Annotated in this window: 26 protein-coding genes; 14 read left to right on the top strand and 12 right to left on the bottom strand. The window is 60.8% G+C overall.

Annotated features, from left to right (window positions below; translation table 11 throughout):
• Positions 1-50: 50 nt before the first annotated feature.
• The gene (locus HRH33_RS05930; protein WP_167417256.1) at positions 51-860 is read right to left on the bottom strand and encodes a response regulator; all 810 of its coding nucleotides are present in this window, start codon (positions 858-860) and stop codon (positions 51-53) included.
• 379 nt (positions 861-1239) lie between these two features.
• Between HRH33_RS05930 and HRH33_RS05925 the strand changes: the two genes are divergently transcribed.
• The 8 genes from HRH33_RS05925 (at position 1240) to HRH33_RS05890 (ending at position 8944) form a co-directional block, all read left to right on the top strand.
• Positions 1240-1866, top strand: a complete 627-nt coding sequence (locus HRH33_RS05925; RefSeq protein ID WP_034096016.1) for a DUF1120 domain-containing protein — start codon at positions 1240-1242, stop codon at positions 1864-1866.
• A gap of 45 nt (positions 1867-1911) precedes the next feature.
• Complete coding sequence (locus tag HRH33_RS05920; RefSeq protein WP_034096015.1) at positions 1912-2526, top strand: DUF1120 domain-containing protein; 615 nt, start codon at positions 1912-1914, stop codon at positions 2524-2526.
• 32 nt (positions 2527-2558) lie between these two features.
• Positions 2559-3179: a DUF1120 domain-containing protein gene (locus HRH33_RS05915; protein ID WP_167417257.1), complete on the top strand. Its 621-nt coding sequence runs from the start codon at positions 2559-2561 to the stop codon at positions 3177-3179.
• Between the two features lie 85 nt (positions 3180-3264).
• A complete protein-coding gene (locus HRH33_RS05910) occupies positions 3265-3891 on the top strand; it encodes a DUF1120 domain-containing protein (protein WP_244962431.1) in 627 nt (208 codons plus the stop codon).
• A 19-nt stretch (positions 3892-3910) separates the two neighbouring features.
• Complete coding sequence (locus HRH33_RS05905; RefSeq protein WP_034096013.1) at positions 3911-4612, top strand: fimbria/pilus chaperone family protein; 702 nt, start codon at positions 3911-3913, stop codon at positions 4610-4612.
• Between the two features lie 92 nt (positions 4613-4704).
• Positions 4705-7119 carry a fimbria/pilus outer membrane usher protein gene (locus HRH33_RS05900; protein ID WP_167417259.1) on the top strand — a complete coding sequence of 805 codons (2415 nt, stop codon included), beginning with the start codon at positions 4705-4707 and terminating at the stop codon, positions 7117-7119.
• A gap of 11 nt (positions 7120-7130) precedes the next feature.
• Positions 7131-8276, top strand: coding sequence for a DUF1120 domain-containing protein (locus HRH33_RS05895; protein ID WP_167417260.1), 1146 nt, complete (start codon positions 7131-7133; stop codon positions 8274-8276).
• A gap of 17 nt (positions 8277-8293) precedes the next feature.
• Positions 8294-8944: a DUF1120 domain-containing protein gene (locus tag HRH33_RS05890; RefSeq protein ID WP_094065354.1), complete on the top strand. Its 651-nt coding sequence runs from the start codon at positions 8294-8296 to the stop codon at positions 8942-8944.
• On the opposite strand, the gene HRH33_RS05885 is transcribed toward HRH33_RS05890, so the two are convergent.
• Both HRH33_RS05885 and HRH33_RS05880 read right to left on the bottom strand, forming a co-directional pair.
• Positions 8941-10206, bottom strand: coding sequence for a CynX/NimT family MFS transporter (locus tag HRH33_RS05885; protein WP_167417261.1), 1266 nt, complete (start codon positions 10204-10206; stop codon positions 8941-8943). The two genes, HRH33_RS05890 and HRH33_RS05885, sit on opposite strands and share 4 nt — an antisense overlap.
• Entirely contained in the window at positions 10196-10855 is a 660-nt protein-coding gene (locus tag HRH33_RS05880; RefSeq protein WP_167417262.1) for a FadR/GntR family transcriptional regulator, read from the bottom strand. The genes HRH33_RS05885 and HRH33_RS05880 overlap by 11 nt, the downstream gene beginning before the upstream one ends.
• 158 nt (positions 10856-11013) lie before the next feature.
• Between HRH33_RS05880 and HRH33_RS05875 the strand changes: the two genes are divergently transcribed.
• Positions 11014-11325 (top strand): type II toxin-antitoxin system MqsR family toxin, encoded by a 312-nt coding sequence (locus tag HRH33_RS05875; protein ID WP_034137048.1) that lies wholly within the window; start codon positions 11014-11016, stop codon positions 11323-11325.
• The gene (locus HRH33_RS05870) at positions 11322-11810 is read left to right on the top strand and encodes a type II toxin-antitoxin system MqsA family antitoxin (protein WP_034137047.1); all 489 of its coding nucleotides are present in this window, start codon (positions 11322-11324) and stop codon (positions 11808-11810) included. The genes HRH33_RS05875 and HRH33_RS05870 overlap by 4 nt, the downstream gene beginning before the upstream one ends.
• Positions 11811-11876: 66 nt before the next feature.
• Here HRH33_RS05870 and HRH33_RS05865 read toward each other — a convergent pair whose 3' ends face one another.
• From HRH33_RS05865 to HRH33_RS05850, 4 genes are all read right to left on the bottom strand, one after another.
• The gene (locus HRH33_RS05865) at positions 11877-12641 is read right to left on the bottom strand and encodes an amino acid ABC transporter ATP-binding protein (RefSeq protein ID WP_034096008.1); all 765 of its coding nucleotides are present in this window, start codon (positions 12639-12641) and stop codon (positions 11877-11879) included.
• An 11-nt stretch (positions 12642-12652) separates the two neighbouring features.
• Positions 12653-13750, bottom strand: coding sequence for an amino acid ABC transporter permease (locus HRH33_RS05860; RefSeq protein ID WP_034096007.1), 1098 nt, complete (start codon positions 13748-13750; stop codon positions 12653-12655).
• A 10-nt stretch (positions 13751-13760) separates the two neighbouring features.
• Positions 13761-14942: an amino acid ABC transporter permease gene (locus HRH33_RS05855; protein ID WP_034137046.1), complete on the bottom strand. Its 1182-nt coding sequence runs from the start codon at positions 14940-14942 to the stop codon at positions 13761-13763.
• Between the two features lie 72 nt (positions 14943-15014).
• Complete coding sequence (locus HRH33_RS05850; protein ID WP_034096005.1) at positions 15015-16046, bottom strand: amino acid ABC transporter substrate-binding protein; 1032 nt, start codon at positions 16044-16046, stop codon at positions 15015-15017.
• Positions 16047-16393: 347 nt separating this feature from the next.
• On the opposite strand from HRH33_RS05850, the gene HRH33_RS05845 reads away from it, so the two are divergent.
• Together HRH33_RS05845 and rhlB are read left to right on the top strand one after the other, a co-directional pair.
• Positions 16394-17050: an alpha/beta hydrolase gene (locus HRH33_RS05845; RefSeq protein ID WP_034137045.1), complete on the top strand. Its 657-nt coding sequence runs from the start codon at positions 16394-16396 to the stop codon at positions 17048-17050.
• A 96-nt stretch (positions 17051-17146) separates the two neighbouring features.
• Entirely contained in the window at positions 17147-18616 is a 1470-nt protein-coding gene (gene rhlB / locus HRH33_RS05840; protein ID WP_034111841.1) for an ATP-dependent RNA helicase RhlB, read from the top strand.
• Positions 18617-18750: 134 nt separating this feature from the next.
• Here the strand turns inward: rhlB and moaE are convergent, their stop codons facing one another.
• From moaE to HRH33_RS05815, 5 genes are all read right to left on the bottom strand, one after another.
• Positions 18751-19200, bottom strand: coding sequence for a molybdopterin synthase catalytic subunit MoaE (gene moaE, locus HRH33_RS05835; protein ID WP_167417263.1), 450 nt, complete (start codon positions 19198-19200; stop codon positions 18751-18753).
• A gap of 2 nt (positions 19201-19202) precedes the next feature.
• Entirely contained in the window at positions 19203-19445 is a 243-nt protein-coding gene (locus HRH33_RS05830) for a MoaD/ThiS family protein (protein ID WP_034096001.1), read from the bottom strand.
• Complete coding sequence (moaC, locus tag HRH33_RS05825) at positions 19442-19915, bottom strand: cyclic pyranopterin monophosphate synthase MoaC (protein ID WP_167417264.1); 474 nt, start codon at positions 19913-19915, stop codon at positions 19442-19444. Before moaC ends, HRH33_RS05830 begins: the two co-directional genes overlap by 4 nt.
• Before the next feature lie 96 nt (positions 19916-20011).
• Positions 20012-21406 (bottom strand): PhoH family protein, encoded by a 1395-nt coding sequence (locus tag HRH33_RS05820; RefSeq protein WP_024073562.1) that lies wholly within the window; start codon positions 21404-21406, stop codon positions 20012-20014.
• A gap of 339 nt (positions 21407-21745) precedes the next feature.
• Positions 21746-22870 (bottom strand): polysaccharide deacetylase family protein, encoded by a 1125-nt coding sequence (locus HRH33_RS05815; RefSeq protein WP_167417265.1) that lies wholly within the window; start codon positions 22868-22870, stop codon positions 21746-21748.
• A 120-nt stretch (positions 22871-22990) separates the two neighbouring features.
• Between HRH33_RS05815 and yaaA the strand changes: the two genes are divergently transcribed.
• Positions 22991-23770, top strand: a complete 780-nt coding sequence (yaaA, locus tag HRH33_RS05810; RefSeq protein ID WP_167417266.1) for a peroxide stress protein YaaA — start codon at positions 22991-22993, stop codon at positions 23768-23770.
• A 900-nt stretch (positions 23771-24670) separates the two neighbouring features.
• The gene (locus HRH33_RS05805) at positions 24671-25987 is read left to right on the top strand and encodes a nucleotide sugar dehydrogenase (protein ID WP_034137093.1); all 1317 of its coding nucleotides are present in this window, start codon (positions 24671-24673) and stop codon (positions 25985-25987) included.
• Positions 25988-26035 lie beyond the last annotated feature (48 nt).

The raw sequence follows: 26035 nt of genomic DNA, 5'->3' as shown, positions 1-26035 counted from the left end.
GCTATTACCCTCAACACAGCCTTCCCTTTCCCTACAAATGTCTGCGGGCATCACAATGAGCCCAAGTAAGTGAGGTAAGCACGTAGGTCGGCCTGGAAGGCGTCCAGGTGCGCCTCATTCAACACCACGCCCTCGGCATGCACCCGCTCGATCAGGCTCATGCCGCGTAGCTCCAGCTCGGCCATGCCCAGAAAAGCCAGGCTACCCACCAAGCGGTGCAGGCTTTCGGCGGTCAACGACGCGTCGCGGATTTTGCGTGCATGGTCGAGCATCAGGGTGTCTTCCCGCGCTTCGCGCAGCAGGCTGACGAGCATCTGGTCGACAACCCGCGCATCCCCGAAGGCTTCGATGAGACCCGCACGGGTCGGCCAGCCCGTGGTCTTGGGCAGCACCGGCACCACATCGGACGGCCCCGGTAACCAGCACGCCAACACCCCATGCAGTTGTTCAAGGGTCAACGGCTTGACCAGCCAGGCGTCCATGCCGGCGTCGCGACAACGCTGCGGGTCGTCATGCACCAGGTTGCCGGTCAGGGCAATGATCGGCACCCGCCGCTGTGCGTTGGCATGTTCGCGCAGGCGAATCGCGCGGCTCATGGTGTAGCCGTCCATCTGCGGCATCTGACAATCGCTGATCACCAGGTCGAACGGGGTCTCGGCCAGGGCAGCCAAACCGTGCTGCCCGTCATTTGCCAGTTGGTGACCCAAGCCGAGCTTTTTCAATAGCCACCCCATCAAGACGCGGTATGTCGCATGGTCTTCCACCACCAGGACCTTCAGGTGCCGCCAATGGCGGGGCGGCTCGGTCGAAGGTGTCAATTCACGGGAAAGCACTGCGTCCGAAGATACGTCAGTCTCCATGGTCACCTCATGGTTGCGGTCGTTTTTGCAGCGCGCGGCATTCGCAACAAACCGACAGCGCTGACGTAGCAGCCAGGCAAACAGAGTCGAAACACTCACATGACTACTTATCGCGACGTCACGCTATCTCCATGGGTGGCGTCATGACGATGCAAAAACTACGAAAAAACCAACTTTCCTACATATTCGGCAAACCTATTCCGACAAGCATCCGACACACGTCTGCCGCTCGATCATTCTCGTAATAGTTGTATTCCCCCTCCTGTGCCCCGTCGCTAGATTGCACCCCACCCCGATCACTGGGAACGGACGACCGCACCGCGGCGCCTCGAAACCGACATGCTTGCCAACCACCGACTTTGTATTGGAACAACCTGAAATGAACACGTCGTTAAACCTGGTGGGTGCCGCCCTCTTGCTCGCCAGTGCCTCATCCGCGTTTGCGGCCAGCTCCGTGGAGCTGACCGTCAAGGGCACCATCACCCCCAGCGCCTGCACACCCAGCCTGCCTGGGGCCGTGGACTTTGGAAAAATCTCGGCCAAGGACCTGACCCCCGACAACCACACCGTGCTGGAAGTCAAAACCCTGCAACTGACGGTGAGTTGCGAAGCGCCGACGCTCTTTGCCATCCACCCCGTCGACAACCGGGTAGGCACCTCGACCCGCTCCGGGGCTTATGGCTTGGGGCTGGTGGACGGCACCACGGAGAAACTGGGCCGGTATTTCCTGTCGCTGCGCAACCCCGTGGCGGATATTCCGTCGACGTTGTTGGGGCAGTACACGACGGATCGATGGTCGCCCGTGGATGAGGACGAGGCGATCATCCCCGGCATGCTGGTGGCTTTCGGCAGCCTCGACGCCCAAATCGGCTGGCTCCCCCATCCCCTGCAAAATGCCGCCGCAGAGTTCGTCTTCAACACCGCGATTGCCCCGGCAAACGACCTGACTCTGACCAACGACGTGGCATTGGACGGCTCCGCCACGCTGGAGCTGAAGTACCTGTAACCCACTCAACACTGCGTTGACCTCTCCCGAAAGGACTCTGTGCCCATGAAAGCCTTTGCTTACCGGCTCCTGCTGACACTGCTGTGTGTACCGCCGGCGTTCGCCGCCAGCTCCACCGACCTCGCCGTCAAGGGCAGCATCACCCCCAGCGCGTGTGCGCCATTGATGTCCGGCGGCAGCGAAATCGACTTCGGAAAAATGACCGCCAAGGACCTTAACTCGGATCACTACACCTCTTTGCCGGGCCAGTCCCTGCACCTGAGCGTGGTGTGTGAGGGGCCGACGTTTTTTACCTTAAATACCATCGACAACCGCGCCGGCACTTCCGCCAGCCCCAGACATTGGCATGGCCTGGGCATGACGCCCCATGACGAAAAACTCGGCGGCGTGGCCTTCCGCGTGCGCAACCCCGTGGCCGATGGCGCCGTGGTGAGGATGGTGATATCCAGCGACGGTGTGACCTGGAACCCCAGCGACATCCTGAGCTACGCATTCAAAAGTGCGGTCGCCAGCGATTCCGGCCAACTGGCGCCCATTGCGGTGAAGGACTTTAACGCCGATCTCAGATTATTCACGCGGGTTGCCCCCGCAGACGAGTTGACGCTGATCGATGAGGTGCCCATCGACGGTCACGTCACCGTACAACTCAACTACCTCTAACTGCCCATTGACTCGAAAGGAACTCGCTCCCGATGAAAAGCCTGCTCACTCCCCTCGCCACCGGCCTGTTGTTGCTCGGCTCTGCCGCCACTTATGCGGCGTCCACGGTCGACTTGACCGTCAAGGGCCTGATCGTACCCAGCGCCTGCACGCCGAGCCTGACCCGGGGCGGCGTCATCGATCACGGCAAGATTTCCGCCAAGGACCTGCGCCCGGACAACCCAACGCTGATCGGCACCCACACCATGACCATGGCGGTCATCTGCGATGCACCGATTCAATTTGCCCTGCATTCCGTCGACAACCGTGCCGGCTCATCGGCCTCTCCCGCCAATTACGGCCTGGGCCTGATAAACGGCACCCAGAAACTGGGTTGGTTTCTGCTGACCGTGCGCAACCCGGTCGCCGATGGCGCGCAGATGCAGTCGATTGTCTCCGGCGATGGCGGCAATACCTGGTACGGCGATAACGCCTGGGACGCCGGCCTGTACGTGTCGATCGCCACCATGGCCGACCCTAGCCAGCCGGCCTCGGTCAAGGAAATGGTCACAGATCTGGAAGTGCAAACCGTGATCGCCCGTACCGATGGCCTGGACCTGAGCAACGAGGTCACCATCGACGGCTCCGCCACGCTTGAAGTGAAGTACCTGTAACCCTGGGTGCCCATGCCTGGCTGACGCGTGCAGCATGGGCTTTTTTTCGGATCTGCCGAGCTTGCCTCGGCCAATGGCGCAATCGATGAACACCTACCCCTGCACTGCGGTGATCGTGTTTTGGCTGACCAGCGCCGCTGCGGGCCACGCCGCATCGAAGGTGGACGTCACCGTGACCGGTCGGCTGACCCCGGACGCCTGCCTGGTGACGCTGTCCGACGAAGGCGTGATCGACCACGGCAAAATTCTTTCCCATACCCTCAGCGACGACGTGGTCACCGAGCTGCCCAGTCGCGTACTGCAACTGCATGTGCAGTGCGGCCGGCCGATGCTGTTCGCCCTGGTGGGGCTCGACAACCGAGCGCAATCCTCCCTGGACCCTGATGTGCTCTATGGCCTGGGCCGAAATATCCATGCCCCGGCCGAGCGCCTGGGCTCGGTGGCCCTGTCATATCGCAACCCGGTGGGGGACGCCCAAGCCTCGCAAGTGCTGGCCTCCGATGACAGCGGCGAAACCTGGCGCCCGGCGTCCGAAGCCTGGCCCAAAACCTATATCGGCTTTGCCCCGGTCGGGGATCGCCAGCCCGATTTCATCGGCCAGTTAAGCGCCCAACTCCAGATCGACACGTCCATCAACGCGACCCAGTACCTGACCCTGGATCAGGCGGTGCCGCTCGATGGCTCCGTGGTGCTGGACCTACGCTACCTCTGACCTCTATGGAACCCCTCTCATGACCACAGTGCTCAACCCCGCAACCTGCCTTATGGCCCTGGCGCTGCTGCTCGGCGGCACGGGCGCACGGGCTGACGGCATGGTCCCGGACACCTCCGTGGTGATCGTTCACGAAGCCGAGGGCGAAGCCGCCGTGTCGGTCACCAACACCGACAGCCAACTGGCGCTGCTGCATGTCACGTTGCAAGACATCCCCGAAGACACCGAACCCTTGCTGGTGGTCACGCCGCCGCTGTCGCGGGTGGAGCCGTCCAAATCGCAACTGGTGCGCTTCATCCTGCAAAGCCAGCAACCGCTGCTCACCCAGCGCCTCAAACGCGCGATTTTCGAAGGCATGCCCCAGGGCCGCCCCGCCACGCAAGCCGGGCATGCCCGGGTGGGTGTGACGGTGCGCCAGAACCTGCCGGTGATCATTCATCCCAAGGGCTTGGCGCCCAATCGCACACCTTGGACTGAGCTGACGTGGTCACAGCACGGCAATACGTTGCAGGTGCGCAATACCAGCCCTTATGTGGTGCGCCTGGCCCAGGAGCTGCGGCTGCTGCCCGGCGACGGCAAGGCGATGTTGCCGCGCACCTATGTGTTGCCGGGGGAAACCCTGAGTGTGCCGGCCAGCGGTGGTCCGGCCACCAAGGTCCGGCTGCAACCGGCCACGGTGTACGGCTTTGCCGTGGCGGCCTACGAAGCACCGATTACCTGACGAACAACCCCAGGCGGTTACCGCCTGCATCGAAGTGACGGCTCGATGACCGTCACCAGGACGCTCCAGCGTCCATCATTCGAGTGCCCTTTGTGAAAACAGTATTGAGTTACCGTGACGGCGCCACTGTGCCCGTCACTATCACGCTGCTGCTGGCCTGTACGCTGGCACCCTTGGCCGCCAGCGCCGATGCACGCCAAGGCTTCGATGCCACCACCCTGCGGCAACGCGGGATTGACCCGCACCTGGCCAGCCTGCTGCTGGAAGCTCCGCGCTTTGCCGCAGGGCGGCATGCCGTCAGCCTGCGGGTCAACGGCCAGCACCGCGGTCGGCTTGACGTCAACTTCGATCAACAAGGTGCCGTGTGCTTCGACCGTGCCCTGTTGGACGCCGCCAACCTGCGTGTACCTGACGACAACGGTCCCTGCCACGACTTTCTCGCACAGTATCCCCAAAGCCTGGTGGAACCGGACCCAGCCACGCTCACGGTAGCGTTGGTGGTGCCGACCGAGGCGCTGCGCCCGCTACAACAGGATGTCTCGGGCTATGAAACCGGTGGCGTGGCCGGCCTGCTCAACTACGACCTGACCGGGTTCTATAACCGCTTCGGCGACAGCGACAGCCGCTTCGGCTCGGCCAACACCGAGGTCGGCTTCAATGCCGGCGATTGGATCGTACGCAGCCGTCAGGTGCAGACCTGGCAGGACGGCCTCTCGCGCAGTACGCACCTGGAGGCCTATGCCCAGCGCACCTTTGCCAGCCACCAGGCGGTGCTGCAGGCGGGGCAGGTCAATCTGTACAACCCGGTATTGCCCGGCGCGCAGATCACCGGCGTGCAGGTCCTGACCGAGCAGGCGCTGCAAGAGCAGAGTCAGGGCGCGACCATCGACGGTATCGCCAACAGCCCGGCCCAAGTCGAAGTGCGCCAGAACGGCACGTTGATTCACTCCACGGTAGTTCCCGCCGGGCCGTTTTCCTTGACGGGCGTGCGGCGCCTGAACTCGCGCTCCGACGTCGAGGTGACGGTCAAGGAAAGCAACGGTGGCGAACGGCGCTTTACCGTTCCGGCCGCCATGCTTGGCCTGGGGTTGCCGGCGCCGGGTTACTCGGTGTCGGCGGGGCGCGTGCGCAACATCGGCGATGCCCAGGGAGACGATCCCTGGGTGGTCAGCGCCGGTTGGACCGGTGCCGTACACCCGCAACTGTCGCTGGGCAGCGGCGTGCTGGCCGCCAGCGAATACCGAGCCGCCGGTGTGAGCCTGGGCTGGTTGCCGGGGTTGGACAGCCAGGTACAACTGGCCAGCCAAGTGGCCGACACGCATGCACGGGACCAGGTGCGCGGGGTGCAGACCGACCTGTCGTGGTCCCAGCGCCTGAACGATCAATGGTCGTTCAGCGTGGCCAACGCCTGGCGCACGCCGGGTTATCGCGAACTGGAGGAAGCCACCTACGAGGCCGAAACCACCCAGCAGCGCCGCTCGCGCTATCGCGACCAACAAAGCGCCAGCCTGGGCTGGGCGCATCCGTGGCTGGGTGCAGTCAGTGCCGGGGTGTCGCGCTCCAGCAACTTCGACGGCGACAGCAGCAGCCGGGGCTTAGTGTCCTGGGGCACCAGCGTCAGCGGCGTATCGTTATCGGCCAGTGCCGAGTGGCAGATGGGCGGGCGCCAACAGCAGGACAACGCGTTCTACTTCAACGTCAGCCTGCCCTTGGGGGATAACCGGCGCGTGCGGGCCTGGGTGCGCAATTCAGGCGGCGAGCACCGTACCGGCGTGGGGGTGAACGAGCAGATCGACGACCAACTGAGCTACCGCGTCAGCGCCGAACACGACACCCGCGACCAACAAGTGGAAACCACCCTCGGCCTTTCGGCCCTGCCCCGCTACAGCCAGCTGGATGTCAGTTACAGCCGCTCCGACGCCGAGCGTTCGAGCTATCAGGGCAGCGCTCGCGGTGGCGTGGTGGTGCATGGCGGCGGGGTCACGTTGTCACCCTATCCGGTGCGTGACACCTTTGCCTTGGTCTCGGTGGGCGACATCAGCGGCATCAAGCTCAGCACCCCCAGCGGCCCGGTCTGGACCGACTGGCAAGGCCAGGCCGTGGTCCCTCAGATCAGCCCCTATGGCCGCAGCCCGGTGGAAGTGCAAACCCGTTCGCTGCCGCGCAATGCCGATATCAATAACGGCCTGGCGATGCTCGCGGCCGGACGCGGCGCCGTGGACCGCGTGGAGTTCGGCGTGAGCCTGACCCGTCGCGTGCTGCTCACCGCCCGCACCGAACAGGGCGTGTTGCTGCCTCGCGGCGCCAGTGTCAGCACCGCCAACGGCGAGTTCGTGACCTTGGTTCAGGACGGCGGCCAGGTGTTTCTGCCCAATGTGCTGGCCTCGTCCGGCCTGTGGGTCAGTGCCCCCGGTTTGCCCCGTTGTCGCTTGCAGTTCGAGCTGCCGGATGAGGGCGATCCCGAGGTGTATTTCGAAATCGCACTCGCGCGCTGTACCCCATCATGAGGACCGTAACCATGCCCCCTATTCGCCTGCTGCGGCAGTTGACGGCCGCATCGCTGCTCATCGTCGGCGCCACAGCCAACGCGTTGGCCAACGACGAGTGCCAGTTGACCCTCAGCGAATCGCTGCTGGACCTGGGCCTGATGAACCGCCTGGCGCAAACCGACAGCGCACCCCAGCGCCTGCTCGGCGAGCGCCGCTTGCGCCTGACCCTTGCGTGCCCGCAAGCGCAGGACCTGAGTGTGTTCTATCGCGCCCTCGCCGCCAGTGCCGAACGTCTGCAATTCACCGAACACGGCAGCTACGCGCTCGAACTCAGTGACGGCGTAGTGGATGGTCGGTCGGTGGAGTTGGGCTTGATGCCCGTGGCCGGGCAACCGCCAGCCGTGGTTGGCTCCCGCTTGACGTGGCGCACTGGCCACCTGGTGGCCCCCGTGCAAGGCGGCGCGGTGGTACAGGGCAAAAACTTTTCCCTGCAACTGAGCCTCAGCGCCTGGGCGGACAGGGCCGCAACCTACGTGCGGGACGCCACCACCTGGGAGGTCAACGGGACGTTCGAGGCCCAGCGCAGCGGTCGTTACCGTGAACTGACCCTGCGCGCGCACTTCGCGCCGGTGGCGTGCACGCCGCAGTTGTCCAACGGCGGACTGGTGGATTACGGCACCTTGCTGGCCAAGGACCTGAGCGTCACAAACGAAACCCCATTGCCCACCCGCACCCTGCAAATGACCGTCAGTTGCGACGCGCCCGTGCCCTTCGCCTTGCGCATGCACGACAACCGCGAAGGCTCGGCCACCGGCGGCACCGACGAGACCGCCTACGGCCTGGACCGCGACGGCAGCCAGAACAAGATCGGCCGCTTCTACGTAAACATCGACCCGGAAGACTTTTCCGCCGATGCCTACGGCGCGCTGTATCGCACCGACTCCACCAGCAACGGCGCCGCCTGGAGCAGCGCCAGTGCGCGGCAGATCCCTATCGCCGCCAACAGCTATATGGGCTTCACCCACCTGGCGGGCAGCACCCAAGGCCCGGTGGCGATCCAGCACCTGAGCGGCACGTTACGCATCAAGGCTTACCTGGCGCCGACCCAATCCCTGGATCTGCGTCAGGTGGTGCAGATCAACGGCTCCGGCACCCTCGAAATCATCTACCTCTAACTTCTCGAATTGACGCCATGAACGCTTATCCCATCGTTTTTTACAGCCTGCTGTTATTGACCGCCACGGCCCACACCCAGGCCGCCTCCAGCGTCGATCTGACGGTCAAAGGCGTGGTCACGCCCACCGCCTGCGACCCTCAGTTGTCCGGCGGCGGGCTGATCGACTACGGCAAGATGTCCCAGCAGGATCTGAACCTGGAGACCAGTACGCGGCTGCCGATCAAACACCTGCAAGTGAGCATCGCCTGCACGGCGCCAAGTCGTTTTGCGCTGCGCATGCGCGACAATCGCGAGGGCACCGCAACGGTCAACAGCGAGATTTACTACGGGCTCGGGCTGGACAACAGCGGCAACCGGCTTGGGCTTTACTCGATGACCTTCGACCCCCGCAACACGCTGGTGGACAGCACCGTGACGGTGTACGGCACCGAGTCCACCACCGGCGGGCTGGCCTGGCGCACCGCCAACCTCAACCCCATCGATATTGGCGCCAATAGCTACCTGGGCTTTACCGCCAGGCAGGGCAGCACCGCCGGGCCTTCGGCGATCCAGGAGCTGATCAGCACGGTCAAGGTCCAAGCGGTGATCGACGCACGGCAGAACCTGGACCTGAGCACCGACACCCTGCTCGACGGCTCGGCGACCCTGGAAGTGATCTATCTCTAGCGTTTCTCGCTGGTGACCTGCACATAACGCGCACGCCCTGCGCCCAGGCCGGCAATGATCGCGCCCAGGCCGATCACCGCGAAAATCCAGCCGATGGCGCTCCAGCCGCCGGTCCAGTCGTGCACCAGGCCGACCGCAAACGGGCCAAGGGACGCCAGGGTATAGCCGAAACCCTGAGCCATGCTCGACAGGTTCGCGGCGACGTGGGCATCCCGCGAGCGCAGCACAATCAAGGTCAACGCCAGGCTGAAGGTGCCGCCCTGGCCCAGGCCGAGCAGGATCGCCCAGCCCCACAGACCGTCCAGCGGCGCATAGAGGCAACCGAACAACCCGCCGAGGGTCAGCAGCATCACCACCACGATCGCCAGGCGCTGGTCGCGGCCACGAGTGGCCAACCAGGGCGCGGCCAGCGAACTGATCAATTGCAGGATGATCGAGCCGGACAGCGCCAGCCCGGCCTCGGTGGCGCTGAGGCCGCGGCTGATCAGAATCGACGGCAGCCAGCCAAACACGATGTACGCCAGGGACGATTGCAGGCCCATGTACAAGGTCACCTGCCAGGCCAACGGATCGCGTAACAAGCCTTTGACCTTATACGCGACGCGATGGGCGCCGTGTCGTTGCCCGACCTGGGGCCACCACACCAACGCCGCCACCACCGCCGGCACCATCCAGAAGCCCAGGCCCATGCTCCAGCGGTCGCCGAACACATGGCTCAGCGGCACTGTCGCCCCCGCCGCCAGCGCGGCGCCCAGGCACAACGCCATGGTGTACACGCCGGTCATGGCCCCGGCCTGGCGAGCGAAATCACGCTTGACGATGCCCGGCAGCAACACGCCGATAATGCCGATGCTCGCCCCGGCAATCAGGCTGCCGGCAAACAGCCCGACCTCACCGAATGCACTGCGCAGAATGATGCCACCGGCCAGTGTCAGCACGATCCCCAGCACCACACGCTCGGCGCCGAATCGCCGCGCCAGAATCGGCGCCAATGGCGCAAACAGCCCCAGGCACAGCACGGGCAAAGTGGTCAGCAAACCGGCCTTGGCCGCCGACAAGCCCAGGCTGGCCGACACATCGCTGAGCAACGGCGCCATGCTCGACAACGCGGGGCGCAGGTTCAACGCCACCAGCACCAGGCCCAGCAGCAACAGCCACGGGCGGCTGACCTGCGGCGGGGTGTGCTGGACCTCGTCGTCATCGGCCTCGGCATCGATCAGCAGTTCTTCGAGTTCGGGTGTGCGTTGGGCTTCAGGGTTCATGGATCAACTGTCGGCAGAGGGATTTGGCGCGTTCCGGGTCTTGCTGCTCCACCGCTTCAAGCAAGGCGCTGTGCAGGTCGAACACCGCCTGGCGGCGTGGTGAAACACTGAGGGTCTGGCGCAACTGGGCGCCGACGATGGCGGAAAAATACTGGTACAACTCGCTCAACGCCGGGTTGTGGGCGGCATCCACCAGACGGGTGTGGAACACCAGGTCGGCGTGGATATAGGCCTCCAGGTCACCGTGATACAGCGCGGCGCTGGTGCGCAGGGCTTGATGCAACCCCTGAAGGTCTTGCTCGGTACGGCGTTGCGCCGCAAGACCAATGGCCTCCACTTCGAGGATCTGCCGGGTCTCCTGCGCCTGCACCAAGGTGCAGTGGGACAACGCACGCATCGCCCCCAAGGGATCAGTCATCGAGCGCAGATAACTGCCGTCTCCCTGGCGGATCTCAATCAACCCGGAAAACGCCAACACCCGCATGGCTTCACGCACGGTATTGCGGCTGATCCCCAGCTCGGCGGACAACTCCGGCTCGGTGGGCAAGCGCTCGCCGACAGCCCATACGCCCTGGGCTATGCGCAGGCGCAACTGTTCAAGGGCCTGGTCGACCAGGGAGCGTTTGATCAGTGGGGCGATGTCTGTCATGGATTTTGCGCTTTCGTCCAATCATAGGATGAATTTTCCTACAGCCTATTAGGACTCACCTACAAAGGCAACGCACTAGGGTGAATGGGCGGAAAACGAAGCAAAATTTTCGATTGGTAAAATTACCCTTAAAGGGTAATTATCAACTTAGGTGTCTTATGGAAAAGCACACACCTCATTACGATTTGGCTCAAGTCAAGGAAGAGGTCATCCGGCTAGGTGCGCGCGCTTTCACCGCCAGCGCCCGAGAGGGAGGGCGGCAGCTGGAGTTGAGCCTCGGTCAGATGCGACTTGCCGTTTGCGCTCTGGAAGCTCGAATGTTGTACAAGTCAATGACGACATACGCAGACCATCGGATATGGCAGGACGTCTATCTGATCAAGATTTACGGCACGGAGATTTACATCAAAGTGACCTACCGTCCAAGCGGTGGGCCGCCGGTAATCTCCTTCAAGGAGAAAGCTTTATGAAAACCCGACAATGCGTGAACTGCGGCGCTGCTGAAGGCATGCAGCATTTCGAAGGTCGCACCTTCACGATCAATACCCGCGGCATGCTGCGCAAGATTCCTGATATCGCCGGCTGGGAATGCCAGGTCTGCCATGAAAGGGAGTTCGATATGGACACCGACAGTGCAGAGCGTTATTCCACTGCCAGTGATCAACTGTTGGTCGATGCGCGAAAAGTCATTGCCGCCGAAATAAAGCGAATTCGGCGCAAATTACATCTGACCCAAAAGGAGGCTGTGAGGCTGTTGATTGGCCGCGGCCACAACGCATTTTCCCGGTACGAAAGGGCCGAGGTGTTTCCACCTGAGCCATTACTCATCCTGATGCGCTTGTTGGATAAACATCCCCACCTGTTGGCGGAGATAGAGACGCTCAACGTTGGCGAAGATCTTAACCGGCTGCTCATCGCCAAAGACGCGCAACAGCTTTCAGCTCAGGCGTCCTGACACGGTAGACAGGCAAAAATAAACCCGGCGCCAAGGCCGGGTTTATCTTCAAGCATTACCGCAGGATCAATGCAGAATCTGGCTCAAGAACAACTTGGTCCGATCATTCTGCGGGTTGTCGAAGAAGTCATTCGGTGCCGCTTGTTCCACGATTTCGCCTTTGTCCATGAAGATCACACGGTTGGCCACGGTACGGGCAAAGCCCATTTCGTGGGTTACGCAGAGCATGGTCATGCCGTCTTCGGCCAGGCCGATCATGGTGTCGAGTACTTCTTTCACCATCTCTGGGTCCAGTGCCGAAGTCGGCTCATCGAACAGCATGATTTTCGGTTTCATGCACAGGGCACGGGCAATTGCCACACGCTGTTGCTGGCCGCCGGACAGTTGCCCCGGAAACTTGTGGGCCTGCTCCGGGATGCGCACGCGCTCCAGGTAGTGCATGGCGATTTCTTCGGCCTTGCGCTTGGGCATCTTGCGCACCCACATCGGCGCCAGCGTGCAGTTCTGCAGGATGGTCAGGTGCGGGAACAGGTTGAAGTGCTGGAACACCATGCCGACTTCGCGGCGGATCGCCTCGATCTGCTTGAGGTCGTTGGTCAGCTCCACGCCATCGACCACGATGCGGCCCTGCTGGTGTTCTTCCAGGCGGTTGAGGCAGCGGATGGTGGTGGACTTGCCGGAACCCGACGGCCCGCACAGCACGATACGCTCGCCCTGCTTGACGTTGAGGTTGATGTCTTTCAACACATGGAACTGGCCGTACCACTTGTTGACGCCCTGCATCTGGATAATGCCTTCAGGGCCCACAGGCTGTTTGATTGCTTCGCTCATCAAAAGAACTCCTAACGCTTGTGGCCTGTGTCGAGCTTGCGTTCCAGGTGCATGGAATAGCGCGACATACCAAAACAGAAAATCCAGAACACCAGGGCGGCGAACACGTAGCCTTCAGTGGCCATGCCCAGCCATTTAGGGTCGGCGGCGGCTTGCTTGACGCTGTTGAGCAGGTCGAACAGGCCGATGATGATCACCAGGCTGGTGTCCTTGAACAGCGCGATGAAGGTGTTGACGATCCCCGGAATCACCATCTTCAGGGCTTGCGGCAGAATCACCAGGCCCATGCTGCGCCAGTAGCCCAGGCCCATCGCCGCGGCCGCTTCGTACTGGCCTTTAGGGATGGCCTGCAAACCGCCACGCACCACTTCGGCCACATAGGCCGACTGGAACAGGATCACGCCGATCAGCGCCCGCAGCAACTTGTCGAAGTTCATGCCTTCGGGCAGGAACAACGGCAGCATTACCGAGGACATGAACAGCACGGTAATCAGCGGCACGCCGCGCCAGAATTCGATGAAGGTCACGCAGACCACACGAATCGCCGGCATGTTCGAACGCCGTCCCAACGCCAGCACAATACCCAAGGGCAAGGCGCCGGCGATGCCGACGGTGGCGATCACCAGGGTCAGCATCAGGCCGCCCCATTGGCTGGTGGCCACGGTGGCCAGGCCAAATACACCGCCATGCAGCAGGAAGAAGGCGATGATCGGGTACAGCACCAGGAAGCTCAGCCCGTAGATTGCCTTGCGCGGGAAGCGCGAGATGAACAACGGTGCCACGCCGACGATGGCCAGCCACACGGTCAGGTCCACGCGCCAGCGCAGGTCACCGGGGTAGTAGCCGTACATGAACTGCCCGAAACGCTGTTGGATGAACACCCAGCAGGCGCCCTCCTTCGTACAGTCGGCGCGGGTGGTGCCAACCCAGTTAGCGTCCAGGATGGCCCAATGCAGGATCGGCGGCACCACCAGGTACACCAGGTAGATCGACAGCAGGGTCAGCAGTGTATTGAGCCAACTGGAAAACAGGTTGGCGCGCATCCATGCCATTGGCCCGAAGACTTTGCTCGGCGGCGGCATATCAGGTTTGAAAGTATGCGAACTCATGTGCGTTTCCTCACCGCTCGATCAGCGCAATGCGCTTGTTGTACCAGTTCATCAGCAGGGAAATGCTGATGCTGATCGCCAGGTACACGCTCATGGTGATGGCAATGACTTCGATCGCCTGGCCGGTCTGGTTGAGCACCGTGCCGGCAAACAGCGAAACCATTTCCGGGTAACCGATACCGGCGGCCAACGACGAGTTCTTCGCCAGGTTCAGGTATTGGCTGGTCAGCGGCGGAATGATCACCCGCAGGGCCTGCGGGATGATGACCTTGCGCAGCGTCGGACCGTTGCGCAGGCCCAGGGAGCGAGCGGCTTCGGTCTGGCCATGGCTGACGGACTTGATGCCCGAGCGCACGATCTCGGCGATAAACGCTGCCGTGTACACCGTCAGTGCCAGGGTCAGCGCCAGCAGTTCGGGGATCAATACCCAGCCGCCGACGAAGTTGAAGCCTTGCAGCTTGGGCATTTCCCAGTGCAGCGGCACGCCGAAGATCAACGCGCACAGTGCCGGGATCACGATGAACAGCGCCAGGCCCGCCCAGAACTTATGGAACGGCACGCCCGTGGCTTCAAAGCGTTTATTGGCCCAACGCGCCATCATCACGATTGCCACGATGGCCAGCACAATGCTCGCCACGAACGGCCAGAAACCGTCAGCGGCCAGCGCCGCCGGCATGTTCAGGCCACGACTACTGACAAAGAAGGTATCGCCGAAATTATGGCTGTTGCGCGGCCCTGGCATGGTCAGGAACACCGCGAAGTACCAGAACAGGATCTGCAACAACGGCGGGATGTTGCGGAAAACTTCCACATATACCGTCGCCAGTTTGTTGATCATCCAGTTCGACGACAGGCGCGCCACGCCGATGATAAAGCCCAGCAAGGTGGCCAGAATCACGCCGATGAACGTCACCAGCAAGGTGTTGAGCAGGCCGATCACGAAGACCCGGGCATAGCTGTCCGATTCGGTGTAATCGATCAAATGCTGCGCGATGCCGAAGCCGGCACTGCGTTCAAGAAAGTCGAAACCCGAGGTGATGCCCCGGTGCTGAAGGTTGGTCTGGGTATTGTTGAAGAGGTACCAGCCCAGCGAGACCACCGCCACAATCGTGATGATCTGGAAGAGCCACGCACGCACTTTGGGGTCGCTGAAGCTGAGCTTCTGCTTGGGTGCGCCGATTTGATTTTGCATGAAGTGCCCCGGAAAGAATGGAACAGAACATCACCCGGCGGTTGGCCCACCGGGTGACAGAACCATCAGCGATCAGCGCACAGGCGGTGCGTATTGAATGCCGCCGTTGTTCCACAGTGCGTTCAGGCCACGGTCGATTTCCAGCGGGGTGCTCTTGCCCAGGTTGCGCTCGAACACTTCACCGTAGTTACCGACTTGCTTGACGATCTGTACGACCCAGTCCTTCTTCACTTTCAGGTCTTTGCCGTATTCACCGTCGGCACCCAGCAGACGAGCTACGTCCGGGTTTTTGGTGGACTTGGCTTCAGCCTCGACGTTCTTGGAAGTGATACCGGCCTCTTCCGCGTTGAGCATGGCATAGCCTACCCAGCGCACGATGGCCAGCCACTCGTCGTCGCCGTTACGCACGACCGGGCCCAGTGGTTCCTTGGAAATGGTTTCCGGCAGTACCACGTAATCCTTCGGCGAGGCCAACTTGCTGCGCTGGGCGAACAGTTGGGACTTGTCGGAGGTCAGCACGTCGCAACGCCCGGATTCGAGCGACTTGGCGCTTTCGTCGGAGGTGTCGAAGGTGATCGGGGTGTATTTCAGACCGTTGCCACGGAAGTAGTCGGAAACGTTCAGCTCGGTGGTGGTACCGGCCTGGATGCAGATGGTTGCACCGTCCAGTTCCTTGGCGCTTTTGACGCCCAGCTTGTTGTTAACCAGGAAGCCGATGCCATCGTAATAGGTAATGAAACCCGGGAATTTCAGGCCCATGCCCGCATCGCGGGAGCTGGTCATGGTGGTGTTACGGGACAGAATGTCGACTTCGCCCGATTGCAGCGCGGTGAAACGCTCTTTGGCATTCAACTGGCTGAATTTGACCTTGGTGGCGTCACCGAAGACGGCAGCCGCCACAGCGCGGCATACGTCAGCGTCGATCCCCAGGATCTTGCCGCTGGCATCCGGTACCGAGAAACCCGGCAAGCCGTCACTCACGCCACACTGTACAAAGCCTTTCTTCTGCACAGCGTCCAGGGTTGCGCCGGCTTGGGCGAAACCGCTGACACCCAGTACAGCGGCCGCGCATACGATGGCCAGGGTGGATTTCAATACCTTCATTCAAACCTCCAGTTTTGCTCTTGTTGTGTCGGAGCTCGAATCCCAGCGCACCCTTATGAGGCGATATTGACCCGTGTTGGCTTTTTTTAGGGTCAAGCGGCATGGGACTGTCGCATTAATTCCAGCGGCTATCTCCCAAGCGGCACTCACTGATAGTGTTACCGACCGAGGATAGTTCTGACATCGACCTACACATAGCAAGCGCCGTACCAGAGTGACGGCTGAGTCGTTTCAGCCCAGGTTCAAGTGCAAAAGATTCAACGTTGCGACATCTTGTTAACAAATCAACCCGCTGCGCACCGTTCCGACGCACCCAATCGGAGCGAGCGCACGTTTATGGAGCGAACATGACCGACCCCCTTATTCTTCAGCCCGCCAAGCCTGCCGATGCCTGTGTTATCTGGCTGCATGGCCTGGGTGCCGATCGCTATGACTTCATGCCCGTAGCCGAAGCCCTACAGGAAGATCTGCTGTCCACCCGATTCGTCTTGCCCCAGGCACCGATCCGTCCGGTAACGATCAACGGCGGTTACGAGATGCCCAGCTGGTACGACATAACGGCCATGAGCCCCGCCCGCTCCATCAGCCTGGAAGAGCTGGAAATCTCGGCGCAAACCGTAATGGATTTGATCGAAGCGCAAAAAAGAACCGGGATAGACGCGTCGCGAATTTTCCTCGCGGGGTTCTCCCAAGGCGGCGCCGTGGTTTACCACACCGCTTTTCTGAAGTGGCAGGGACCGCTGGGTGGCGTGATCGCCCTCTCCACCTATGCCCCCACGTTCAGCGATGAGCTGGACTTATCCGCCAGTCAACAGCGCATCCCGACCCTTTGCCTGCACGGCCAGTACGACGACGTGGTGCAGAACGCCATGGGTCGTACAGCAATGGAGTACTTGAAGCACCATGGTGTCACCGTGACATGGCAGGAATACCCAATGGGACACGAAGTGTTACCTCAAGAGATAGAGCGCATCGGCCAGTGGCTGAGCGAACGTCTGCGCTGAAACCCTGGCTTTATGTAGCCGTATGACAGACGCACTACGCCGCGCCCGAATCTTGCATTACACTGGCCGGCGTATATTCCTTAACCAATTAATGAGATCACCGTGCTCAAAGCACTCAAGAAGATGTTCGGCAAAAGCGAGGCTGAGCCGCTCGCGCCTGTTCCCAGCGCCCCTGTCCCGACGCCCGGCAGCCGCAATGACGGTCAACAGCCCGGCCGGACCGCACCTGTGGCCCCGCCCAGGAAGCCATCGGTGACCGCGCCCGAACAGACTGCACCGGCTGAGGCCACGCCAGCCCCGCAAGCCAAAGCACCGCGCCGTCAACGCGCGCCCAAACCGCCGGTCACCCCATGGAAACTCGAAGACTTCGTCGTCGAGCCCCAGGAAGGCAAGACCCGCTTCCATGACTTCAAGCTGGCTCCGGAACTGATGCACGCCATCCAGGACCTGGGCTTCCCGTACTGCACGCCGATCCAGGCGCAGGTGCTGGGCTTTACCCTGGCCGGCAAAGACGCCATCGGCCGCGCGCAGACCGGCACCGGCAAGACCGCCGCATTCCTGATCTCGATCATTACCCAACTGCTGCAAACACCACCGCCCAAAGAACGTTACATGGGTGAACCGCGCGCGCTGATCATCGCGCCAACCCGCGAGTTGGTGGTACAGATCGCCAAGGACGCCGCCGACCTGACCAAGTACACCGGCCTCAACGTCATGACATTCGTAGGCGGCATGGACTTCGACAAGCAGCTCAAGCACCTCGAAGCCCGCCACTGCGACATCCTGGTTGCCACTCCGGGTCGCCTGCTGGACTTCAACCAGCGCGGCGACGTGCATTTGGACATGGTCGAAGTGATGGTGCTGGACGAGGCCGACCGAATGCTCGACATGGGCTTTATCCCACAGGTACGCCAGATCATTCGCCAGACCCCGCCGAAAAGCGAGCGTCAGACCCTGCTGTTCTCCGCGACCTTCACCGAAGACGTGATGAACCTTGCCAAGCAATGGACCACCGACCCATCGATCGTGGAGATCGAAGCGGAAAACGTCGCCAGCGAAAACGTCGAGCAGCACATCTATGCCGTGGCCGGTGCCGACAAATACAAACTGCTCTACAACCTGGTCAACGACAACGGTTGGGAGCGGGTGATGGTGTTCGCCAACCGCAAGGACGAAGTGCGCCGCATCGAAGAACGCCTGGTGCGTGACGGCGTGAACGCCGCGCAACTGTCCGGCGACGTGCCTCAGCACAAGCGCATCAAGACCCTGGAAGGTTTCCGCGAAGGCAAGATTCGCGTGCTGGTGGCCACCGACGTGGCAGGCCGCGGGATTCACATCGACGGCATCAGCCATGTGATCAACTTCACTCTGCCGGAAGTGCCGGACGACTATGTACACCGCATCGGCCGTACTGGCCGCGCCGGAGCGGCGGGTGTGTCGATCAGCTTTGCCGGGGAAGATGACTCGTATCAGTTGCCGTCGATCGAAGCGCTGCTGGGGCGCAAGATCAGCTGCGAGACACCGCCGACGCATCTATTGCGGGCCGTAGAGCGCAAACGCCCGTAAGCTGAAATGCGATAAAAAGTGGGAGGGGGCTTGCCCCCGATAGCTATGGCACATTCAACACCTCTGTTGACTGACACACTGCTATCGGGGGCGAGCCCCCTCCCACATTTAATTTCAGCTGATTTTTGACCGTACTACTTCCAGCGATCCGCCGCAGTGTGGTCGCTGTCTCGCCCTTCCACCCAGCGCGCACCTTCCGGTGTGTTTTCCTTCTTCCAGAACGGCGCACGGGTCTTCAGATAATCCATCACAAACGCACAGGCGTCGAACGCCGCCTGGCGATGGGCACTGGCAGCCGCGACGAACACAATCGGCTCGCCCGGCTCCAGGGCGCCGACGCGGTGCAGCACTTCCAGTTTGAGCAATGGCCAGCGCTGCTCGGCTTCGGTGGTGATCTTGGCCAGGGCCTTTTCGGTCATGCCGGGATAGTGTTCGAGGAACATGCCAGACACATCGCGCCCATCGTTGAAGTCGCGCACGTAGCCAACAAAGCTCACCACCGCGCCCACGCCTACATTTGCGGCGTGCATAGCGTTGACTTCCGCCCCCGGATCAAAGGCCTCCACCTGCACACGAATGGCCACGTTCAGCCTCCGGTCACGGGCGGAAAAAACGCCACGTCATCACCGGCCAAGACCGGTTCGTCCAGATCACACAACTCCTCGTTGCGCGCGCACATCAGGCTCGCCTCGTTAAGTACGGCGAACTCGGGGTCGCTGGCCAAGGCCAGGCGCACGGCATCCACGGTGGCAAACTCGCCTTCCATCTCCAGTGAATCGAAGCCCACCGCCTCGGCGTAACGCGCAAAAAACAATACGTTGATGCTCATGCCTGGTCTGCCTTGAAATGCCCGCTCTTGCCGCCGAGTTTTTCCAGCAGGCGAATGTTTTCGATGGTCATGCCGCGATCCACCGCCTTGCACATATCGTAAATGGTCAGCGCGGCGACGCTGGCGGCGGTCAACGCTTCCATCTCCACGCCGGTCTGCCCCGAGAGTTTGCAGCGCGCGACGATATGTACGGTATTTTCCCCTTCAGCGGCCAGCTCGACCTTGACGCCCGTCAGCATCAGCGGATGGCACAGGGGAATCAGATCACTGGTCTTCTTGGCCGCCTGGATCCCGGCGATGCGGGCCACGGCGAACACGTCGCCCTTGGGGTGGGCACCGTCGACAATCATTTTGAGGGTCTCGGGCAGCATGCGCACCCGCGCTTCGGCCACCGCCTCACGGAACGTCACGGACTTGGCGGTGACGTCGACCATATGGGCGCGACCTTGGGAATCGAGATGAGTCAGCACGAGGCCTCCTTGAGGCAGCAAAAAAGCTAAAAGCTGCAAGCGGCAGGTCAAAAGCTCACCGGACCCACTTGCAGCTTGTAGCTTAAAGCTTGCGACTCAGAGATGCGACTCTGCGTATTCCGCCAGAATCGAGCGAGGCACCCCTTGCAGCGCGATATGCACGCCGTTCGGGAAATCCTTGAAGCGTTCGGTCAGGTAGGTCAGCCCGGAACTGGTCGCGGACAGGTAAGGAGTGTCGATCTGTGCCAGGTTGCCCAGGCACACCACTTTGGAACCGGCGCCGGCACGGGTGATGATGGTTTTCATCTGGTGCGGCGTGAGGTTCTGGCATTCGTCGATCAGGATCAGGCTCTGCTGGAAGCTGCGACCTCGGATGTAGTTGAGGGATTTGAACTGCAACGGCACTTTGCTGAGGATGTAGTCGACGCTGCCATGGGTGTTTTCGTCATCCATGTGCAAGGCTTCGAGGTTGTCGGTGATCGCCCCCAGCCACGGTTCCATTTTTTCCGCCTCGGTGCCTGGCAGGAAGCCGATTTCCTGGTCCAGGCCCTGCACGCTGCGGGTGGCGATGATGCGGCGATAGCGCTTGGTGACCATGGTCTGTTCGATGGCGGCCGCCAGGGCCAGGATGGTTTTACCGGAACCGGCGGCACCGGTCAGGTTCACCAGATGGATATCCGGATCCAGCAGCGCATACAGCGCCAGGCTTTGGTAGATATCACGCGGTTTCAGGCCCCAGGCTTCCTGGTGCAACAGGGGTTCCTGATGCAGGTCGAGGATCAGCAGCTTGTCGACTTGGATTTCTTTGATCCAGCCCACGAAGCCCTGTTCGTCGATAATGAATTCATTGATATGCACCGCCGGCAGGTTGTCGATCAGTTGTACCTGATGCCAGGTGCGGCCATGGTCCTGACGGGTTTCCACCTTGCTGACGCGGTCCCAGAACGAACCGGTCATGGTGTGATACCCACGGGATAGCATCGAAACGTCATCGACCAGTTGGTCGGTGCTGTAGTCCTCGGCCGCGATCCCACATGCGCGAGCCTTGAGGCGCATATTGATGTCTTTGGTCACCAGCACCAGACGCAGGTCCTTGTCACGCGCGTGCAGGTCGATCAATTGGTTGATGATTTTGTTGTCGTTCAGGTTTTCCGGCAGCAGGCTGTTGGGCTCGCTGCGCTTGCTCATCAGAATCGACAGCAAGCCCTTGGGCCCGCTCTTGCCGCGCTGGATCGGCACACCGACCTCAACATCTTCAGGCGAGGCCTCGCCCAGGGTCTTGTCGATCAGGCGGATGGCCTGGCGACATTCGGCGGCAACGCTGTGGTGGCCGCTTTTGAGTTTGTCGAGCTCCTCAAGCACGATCATCGGGATGGCGACGTGGTGTTCTTCGAAATTGAGCAGTGCGTTTGGATCGTGGATCAATACATTCGTATCAAGCACATAAAGGATTGGCTGGTCGGAAGAAGGGTTACGTCCATGATCATCCATACTCGGTCACCTTTTGTGGGAGCCAGTCGACGCAATACCTGGGCGGTGCTGCGCCTCGATTCGACCACCGAATGCACCTGAGTGACGTCAAGTGCATGCCCACATGAGGAGTCTTGGAAGACGCCACCTGTGCTGCAGGTTTCGGCGATCTGACTTCGTAATACCGCAAAACGTGTGACAGGAAAAAGCACTTTGACGCTTTTTTGAAGTTTATTTTTCAGGATGACGAATAGCACTAGCCGAGTGCCAGCTGCGCCGTTAAAGTCGGAAGTCCGCCTGCATCGAAATGTCGCACAAAATCACCCCGAAACCTGCGCAAACCCAATAGGGCCGGGCACTTCATCGAAACGCTTCGCGACAGTCCTGCCAACCCAGGCCGCTCTGCGCGGTCGCCTGCAGCAACCACGGCAATGCCACCCGCGCCTTGTCCTGAGTGTCGTGAAACACAATCACGCCTTTGCGCCATAACAGCATCAGCGTGAGCACGCGCTGCGCCGATTCTTCAGCCTTGAGCTTGCCCGGCTCGTCCTGGGAATCGATGTCCCACAACGCCACCTGCAAGCCCTGTGATTGGAAAAACCCCTGGCTGTCCGCGCGGCGCTGGCCATAGGGTGGGCGAAACAGCGGCAGGTAGTTTTCCGGCATCAGGTTCTGCACCAACTGGGCGCTGCGGGTGATCGAGCTTTGCCAGTCCACCCAATGGCTATGGGAACGGTACTGCCAGCCTTGGATGCCCACACACTGGCCTTGGTACAGCGTCTGCACGTCGGCGGCGGAGCTGCGCTCCACGCGGGTTTGCAGGCTGCTACCGAGCACAAAGAACACCCCGTTCATCTTCTGTTTGCGCAGATAGTCGGCCAGCCAATCAGTGTTGCCGCTGACGGGCGCGGGGCCGCCGTCGAAGGTCAGCAGGAACAGGCGGTCATTGAATTCATCGCCATTGCGTTCATGGTCGCCGAACCGCGCAACTTCACTGCTGATCTGCGGAAACAGCGCGGCCTTGCGCAGCAGTTCATCCAGGTAGCGCTCATGGAAGGCATGGCTGGGGGCGGCCCAATCTATATAGAAGGAGCTTTCGCTGATCTGGAACTTGCCGGCCTCCTCGCGAAGGTCGTCCATGTTTTCCACCAGGTAGCAGAACGACGCATCCACCTCGCAACTCTGCTGGGCGACGCTGTAGTTCTCCAGCAAGCGTTGCCACAGCTCACGGCGCAGGTCGTTGATGGCCGCCAGGTTGATGATCTTCAATCCCAGGCGTTGTTTAAGGGCCGCTTCATCCTGGGACTCGCTGGCCAGCAGGCTGTGGGCGAACATCAGGATCTCGGCGCGCGAGCCCACATCGAACAGCGCCGGCGTGCTGAGCTTTTCGGGCCAGGCGCCACGGTTCAGGCTGGCCACGTCCACCGGCGCGGCCTGGGCGCTTAGGCACAACAGACAAGCGGACAATAAAAGCGCTATTCGCACACAGGGTCTCCCTTTCCAGAACTACCGGCCATCATAGCGGATCGCGCCTATCGCCATCATAGGTGGAGTCAAATCGCCCAAGCCCCTAGAATCGCGCCCACGATTACAGGAGCCAACTTCATGCTGATGGTGATTTCCCCCGCCAAAACCCTCGATTTCGAGTCAAAGCCGGTCACTGCGCGCTTCACCCAGCCGCAGTACCTGGATCACTCACAGGAACTGATCGAGCAACTGCGCGAATTCAGCCCGGCGCAGATCAGCGAATTGATGCACGTGTCCGACAAGATCGGCGGCCTGAATGCCGCGCGCTTTGGCAGTTGGACGCCCGCCTTCACCCCCGAAAACGCCAAGCAGGCCCTGCTGGCCTTTAAGGGCGACGTGTATACCGGCTTGAACGCGGAAACGTTTAGCGACGCCGATTTCAGCTACGCCCAGGACCACCTGCGCATGCTCTCGGGCCTGTATGGCTTGCTGCGCCCGCTGGACCTGATGATGCCGTATCGTCTGGAAATGGGCACCAAACTGGCCAACGCCCGTGGCAAGGACCTGTACGCCTTCTGGGGCACACGCATCAGCGAATGGCTCAACGAAGCCCTGGCCGCCCAAGGTGACGATTTGCTGCTCAACCTGGCGTCCAATGAGTACTTTTCGGCGGTCAAACGCACGGCCCTGAACGCGCGGATCATCAACACCGAGTTCAAGGACCTGAAAAACGGCCAGTACAAAATCATCAGTTTCTACGCAAAAAAGGCGCGCGGCATGATGAGCCGTTTTGTGATCGAAGAACGCATCAATGACCCCGAAAATCTCAAGGGGTTTGATGTACAGGGCTACCGCTTCAATGCGGAGCAGTCCAAGCCGGACAACCTGGTGTTTCTGCGCGACCACGCACCGGAATAAGGCCGTACCCGCCTCTCTCAGACAAAAAAATGCAAATGTGGGAGGGGGCTTGCCCCCGATGGCAGCGCATCAGTCGATATATAAATTGACTGACACAAAGCAATAGGGAGCAAACCCCTTCCACATTTCTGTTCGCCCTTCACATCGAAAATCGTCATTTATTTGACGTCAAAAAATATCACGACACAAACCTATCAATAGTTTCACTCGACATTCATCAATTTTTTTCGTAGTGGCACCCGTTTTTTTTAACACTAGTGGCACAAAACTATCCCCGCGTGCCAACTCCCCACAACTACTGGCCCAAATAGCAAGTGCTATCAATATAGTACTAGTGCCATCTCCCCTCATATTTCAAGAAATTTCAGGAAACAGGATGAGTGGCTAGGAACTTCATCCTAAAGCGCCGCTCATACCACCGGTAACGAAATTCTCTGTTTCTGTAGGAGATGACTTACATGGCGACCAACGGAAGTAGCGAAGTTGTCATATTCAACTTCGACTCATGGGTCATATTACCAACTGACTAGTTAAAGGCGGCGATAAGGAATTATTGCCACGAACTATAAGGCCAAGGTCGTGCTTACCCCAATGGGTCAGTGATACATCCCAAAGCTTTGATATCTATAGGATTATTGCCCGTATCAAAGCTCTGCGGCACTGGCGCCAGGCCCTTCTCCCAGGAAGGCCGGCTGCATTTGAGGGCAAGCCCCAATAACAAGGCCACGTTGCGCACAACTTGAGTGCAATAGTTAGTCACTCACTATTTAACATGCCTGTACACGGTAAGTCGGCGTCTATTCGCCTAACTTCCGTGGAAACAGTGACGCTTGCAAACATGAACTCCGGCCATCTATTGGCATGATTAACACCGTCTTCAATGACAATGAGGTAAATGCGATGCGCATCAGCATATTTGGTTTGGGTTACGTTGGCGCAGTCTGTGCCGGTTGCCTGTCTGCCCGTGGCCACGAAGTGGTCGGCGTGGACATCTCCAAGGAAAAGATCGACCTGATCAACGCTGGCAAATCGCCAATTGTTGAACCGGGTCTGGGCGAACTGTTGAGCCAGGGTATCCAAACGGGTCGACTGCGCGGCACCACCAACTTCGCCGAAGCCATCCGCGATACCGACCTGTCGATGATTTGCGTCGGCACGCCGAGCAAGAAAAACGGCGATCTGGAACTCAACTACATCGAATCGGTATGCCGCGAGATCGGTTTTGTCCTGCGTGACAAGACCACCCGCCACACCATCGTGGTGCGCAGCACCGTGTTGCCGGGCACCGTCGCCAACGTGGTGATCCCAATCCTCGAAGACTGCTCCGGCAAGAAAGCCGGCGTCGACTTCGGTGTTGCGGTCAACCCGGAATTCCTGCGTGAATCCACCGCCATCGCCGACTACGACCTGCCACCGATGACCGTTATCGGCGAGTTCGACAAAGCCTCCGGCGATGTCCTGCAGTCGCTGTACGAAGAACTCGACGCACCGATCATCCGCAAGGACATCGCCGTGGCCGAGATGATCAAGTACACCTGCAACGTGTGGCACGCCACCAAAGTTACCTTCGCCAACGAAATCGGCAACATCGCCAAGGCGGTCGGCGTCGACGGTCGCGAAGTGATGGAAGTGGTCTGCCAGGACAAGACCCTCAACCTGTCCCAGTACTACATGCGCCCAGGTTTCGCCTTCGGCGGCTCGTGCCTGCCAAAAGATGTTCGCGCCCTGACCTACCGCGCCGGCTCCCTGGACGTGGAAGCACCGCTGCTCAACTCCCTGATGCGCAGCAACGAGTCCCAGGTGCAGAACGCCTTCGACATCGTCTCCAGCCACGACAAACGCAAAGTCGCCCTGCTGGGCCTGAGCTTCAAGGCCGGTACCGATGACCTGCGTGAAAGCCCGCTGGTCGAGCTGGCCGAGATGCTGATCGGCAAGGGCTACGACCTGAGCATCTACGACAGCAACGTCGAATACGCGCGTGTTCACGGCGCCAACAAGGATTACATCGAAGGCAAGATCCCTCACGTGTCGTCCCTGCTCAACTCGGACTTCGACGATGTGATCAACAACTCCGACGTGATCATCCTGGGCAACCGCGACGAGAAGTTCCGCTCCCTGGCCCATAACGCGCCGGAAGGTAAGCAAGTGGTCGATCTGGTGGGCTTCATGTCCAAGGCAACCAGCGCGAGCGGCCGTACTGAAGGCATCTGTTGGTAAGGGGCAGCGGCTAGTTTCAAGCGGCAAGCGGCAAGTTAGAAGCGATCG

Source organism: Pseudomonas rhodesiae (assembly GCF_013285305.1).
Taxonomy (GTDB): domain Bacteria; phylum Pseudomonadota; class Gammaproteobacteria; order Pseudomonadales; family Pseudomonadaceae; genus Aquipseudomonas; species Aquipseudomonas rhodesiae.
This window is presented reverse-complemented; position numbering and strand designations above follow the sequence as displayed.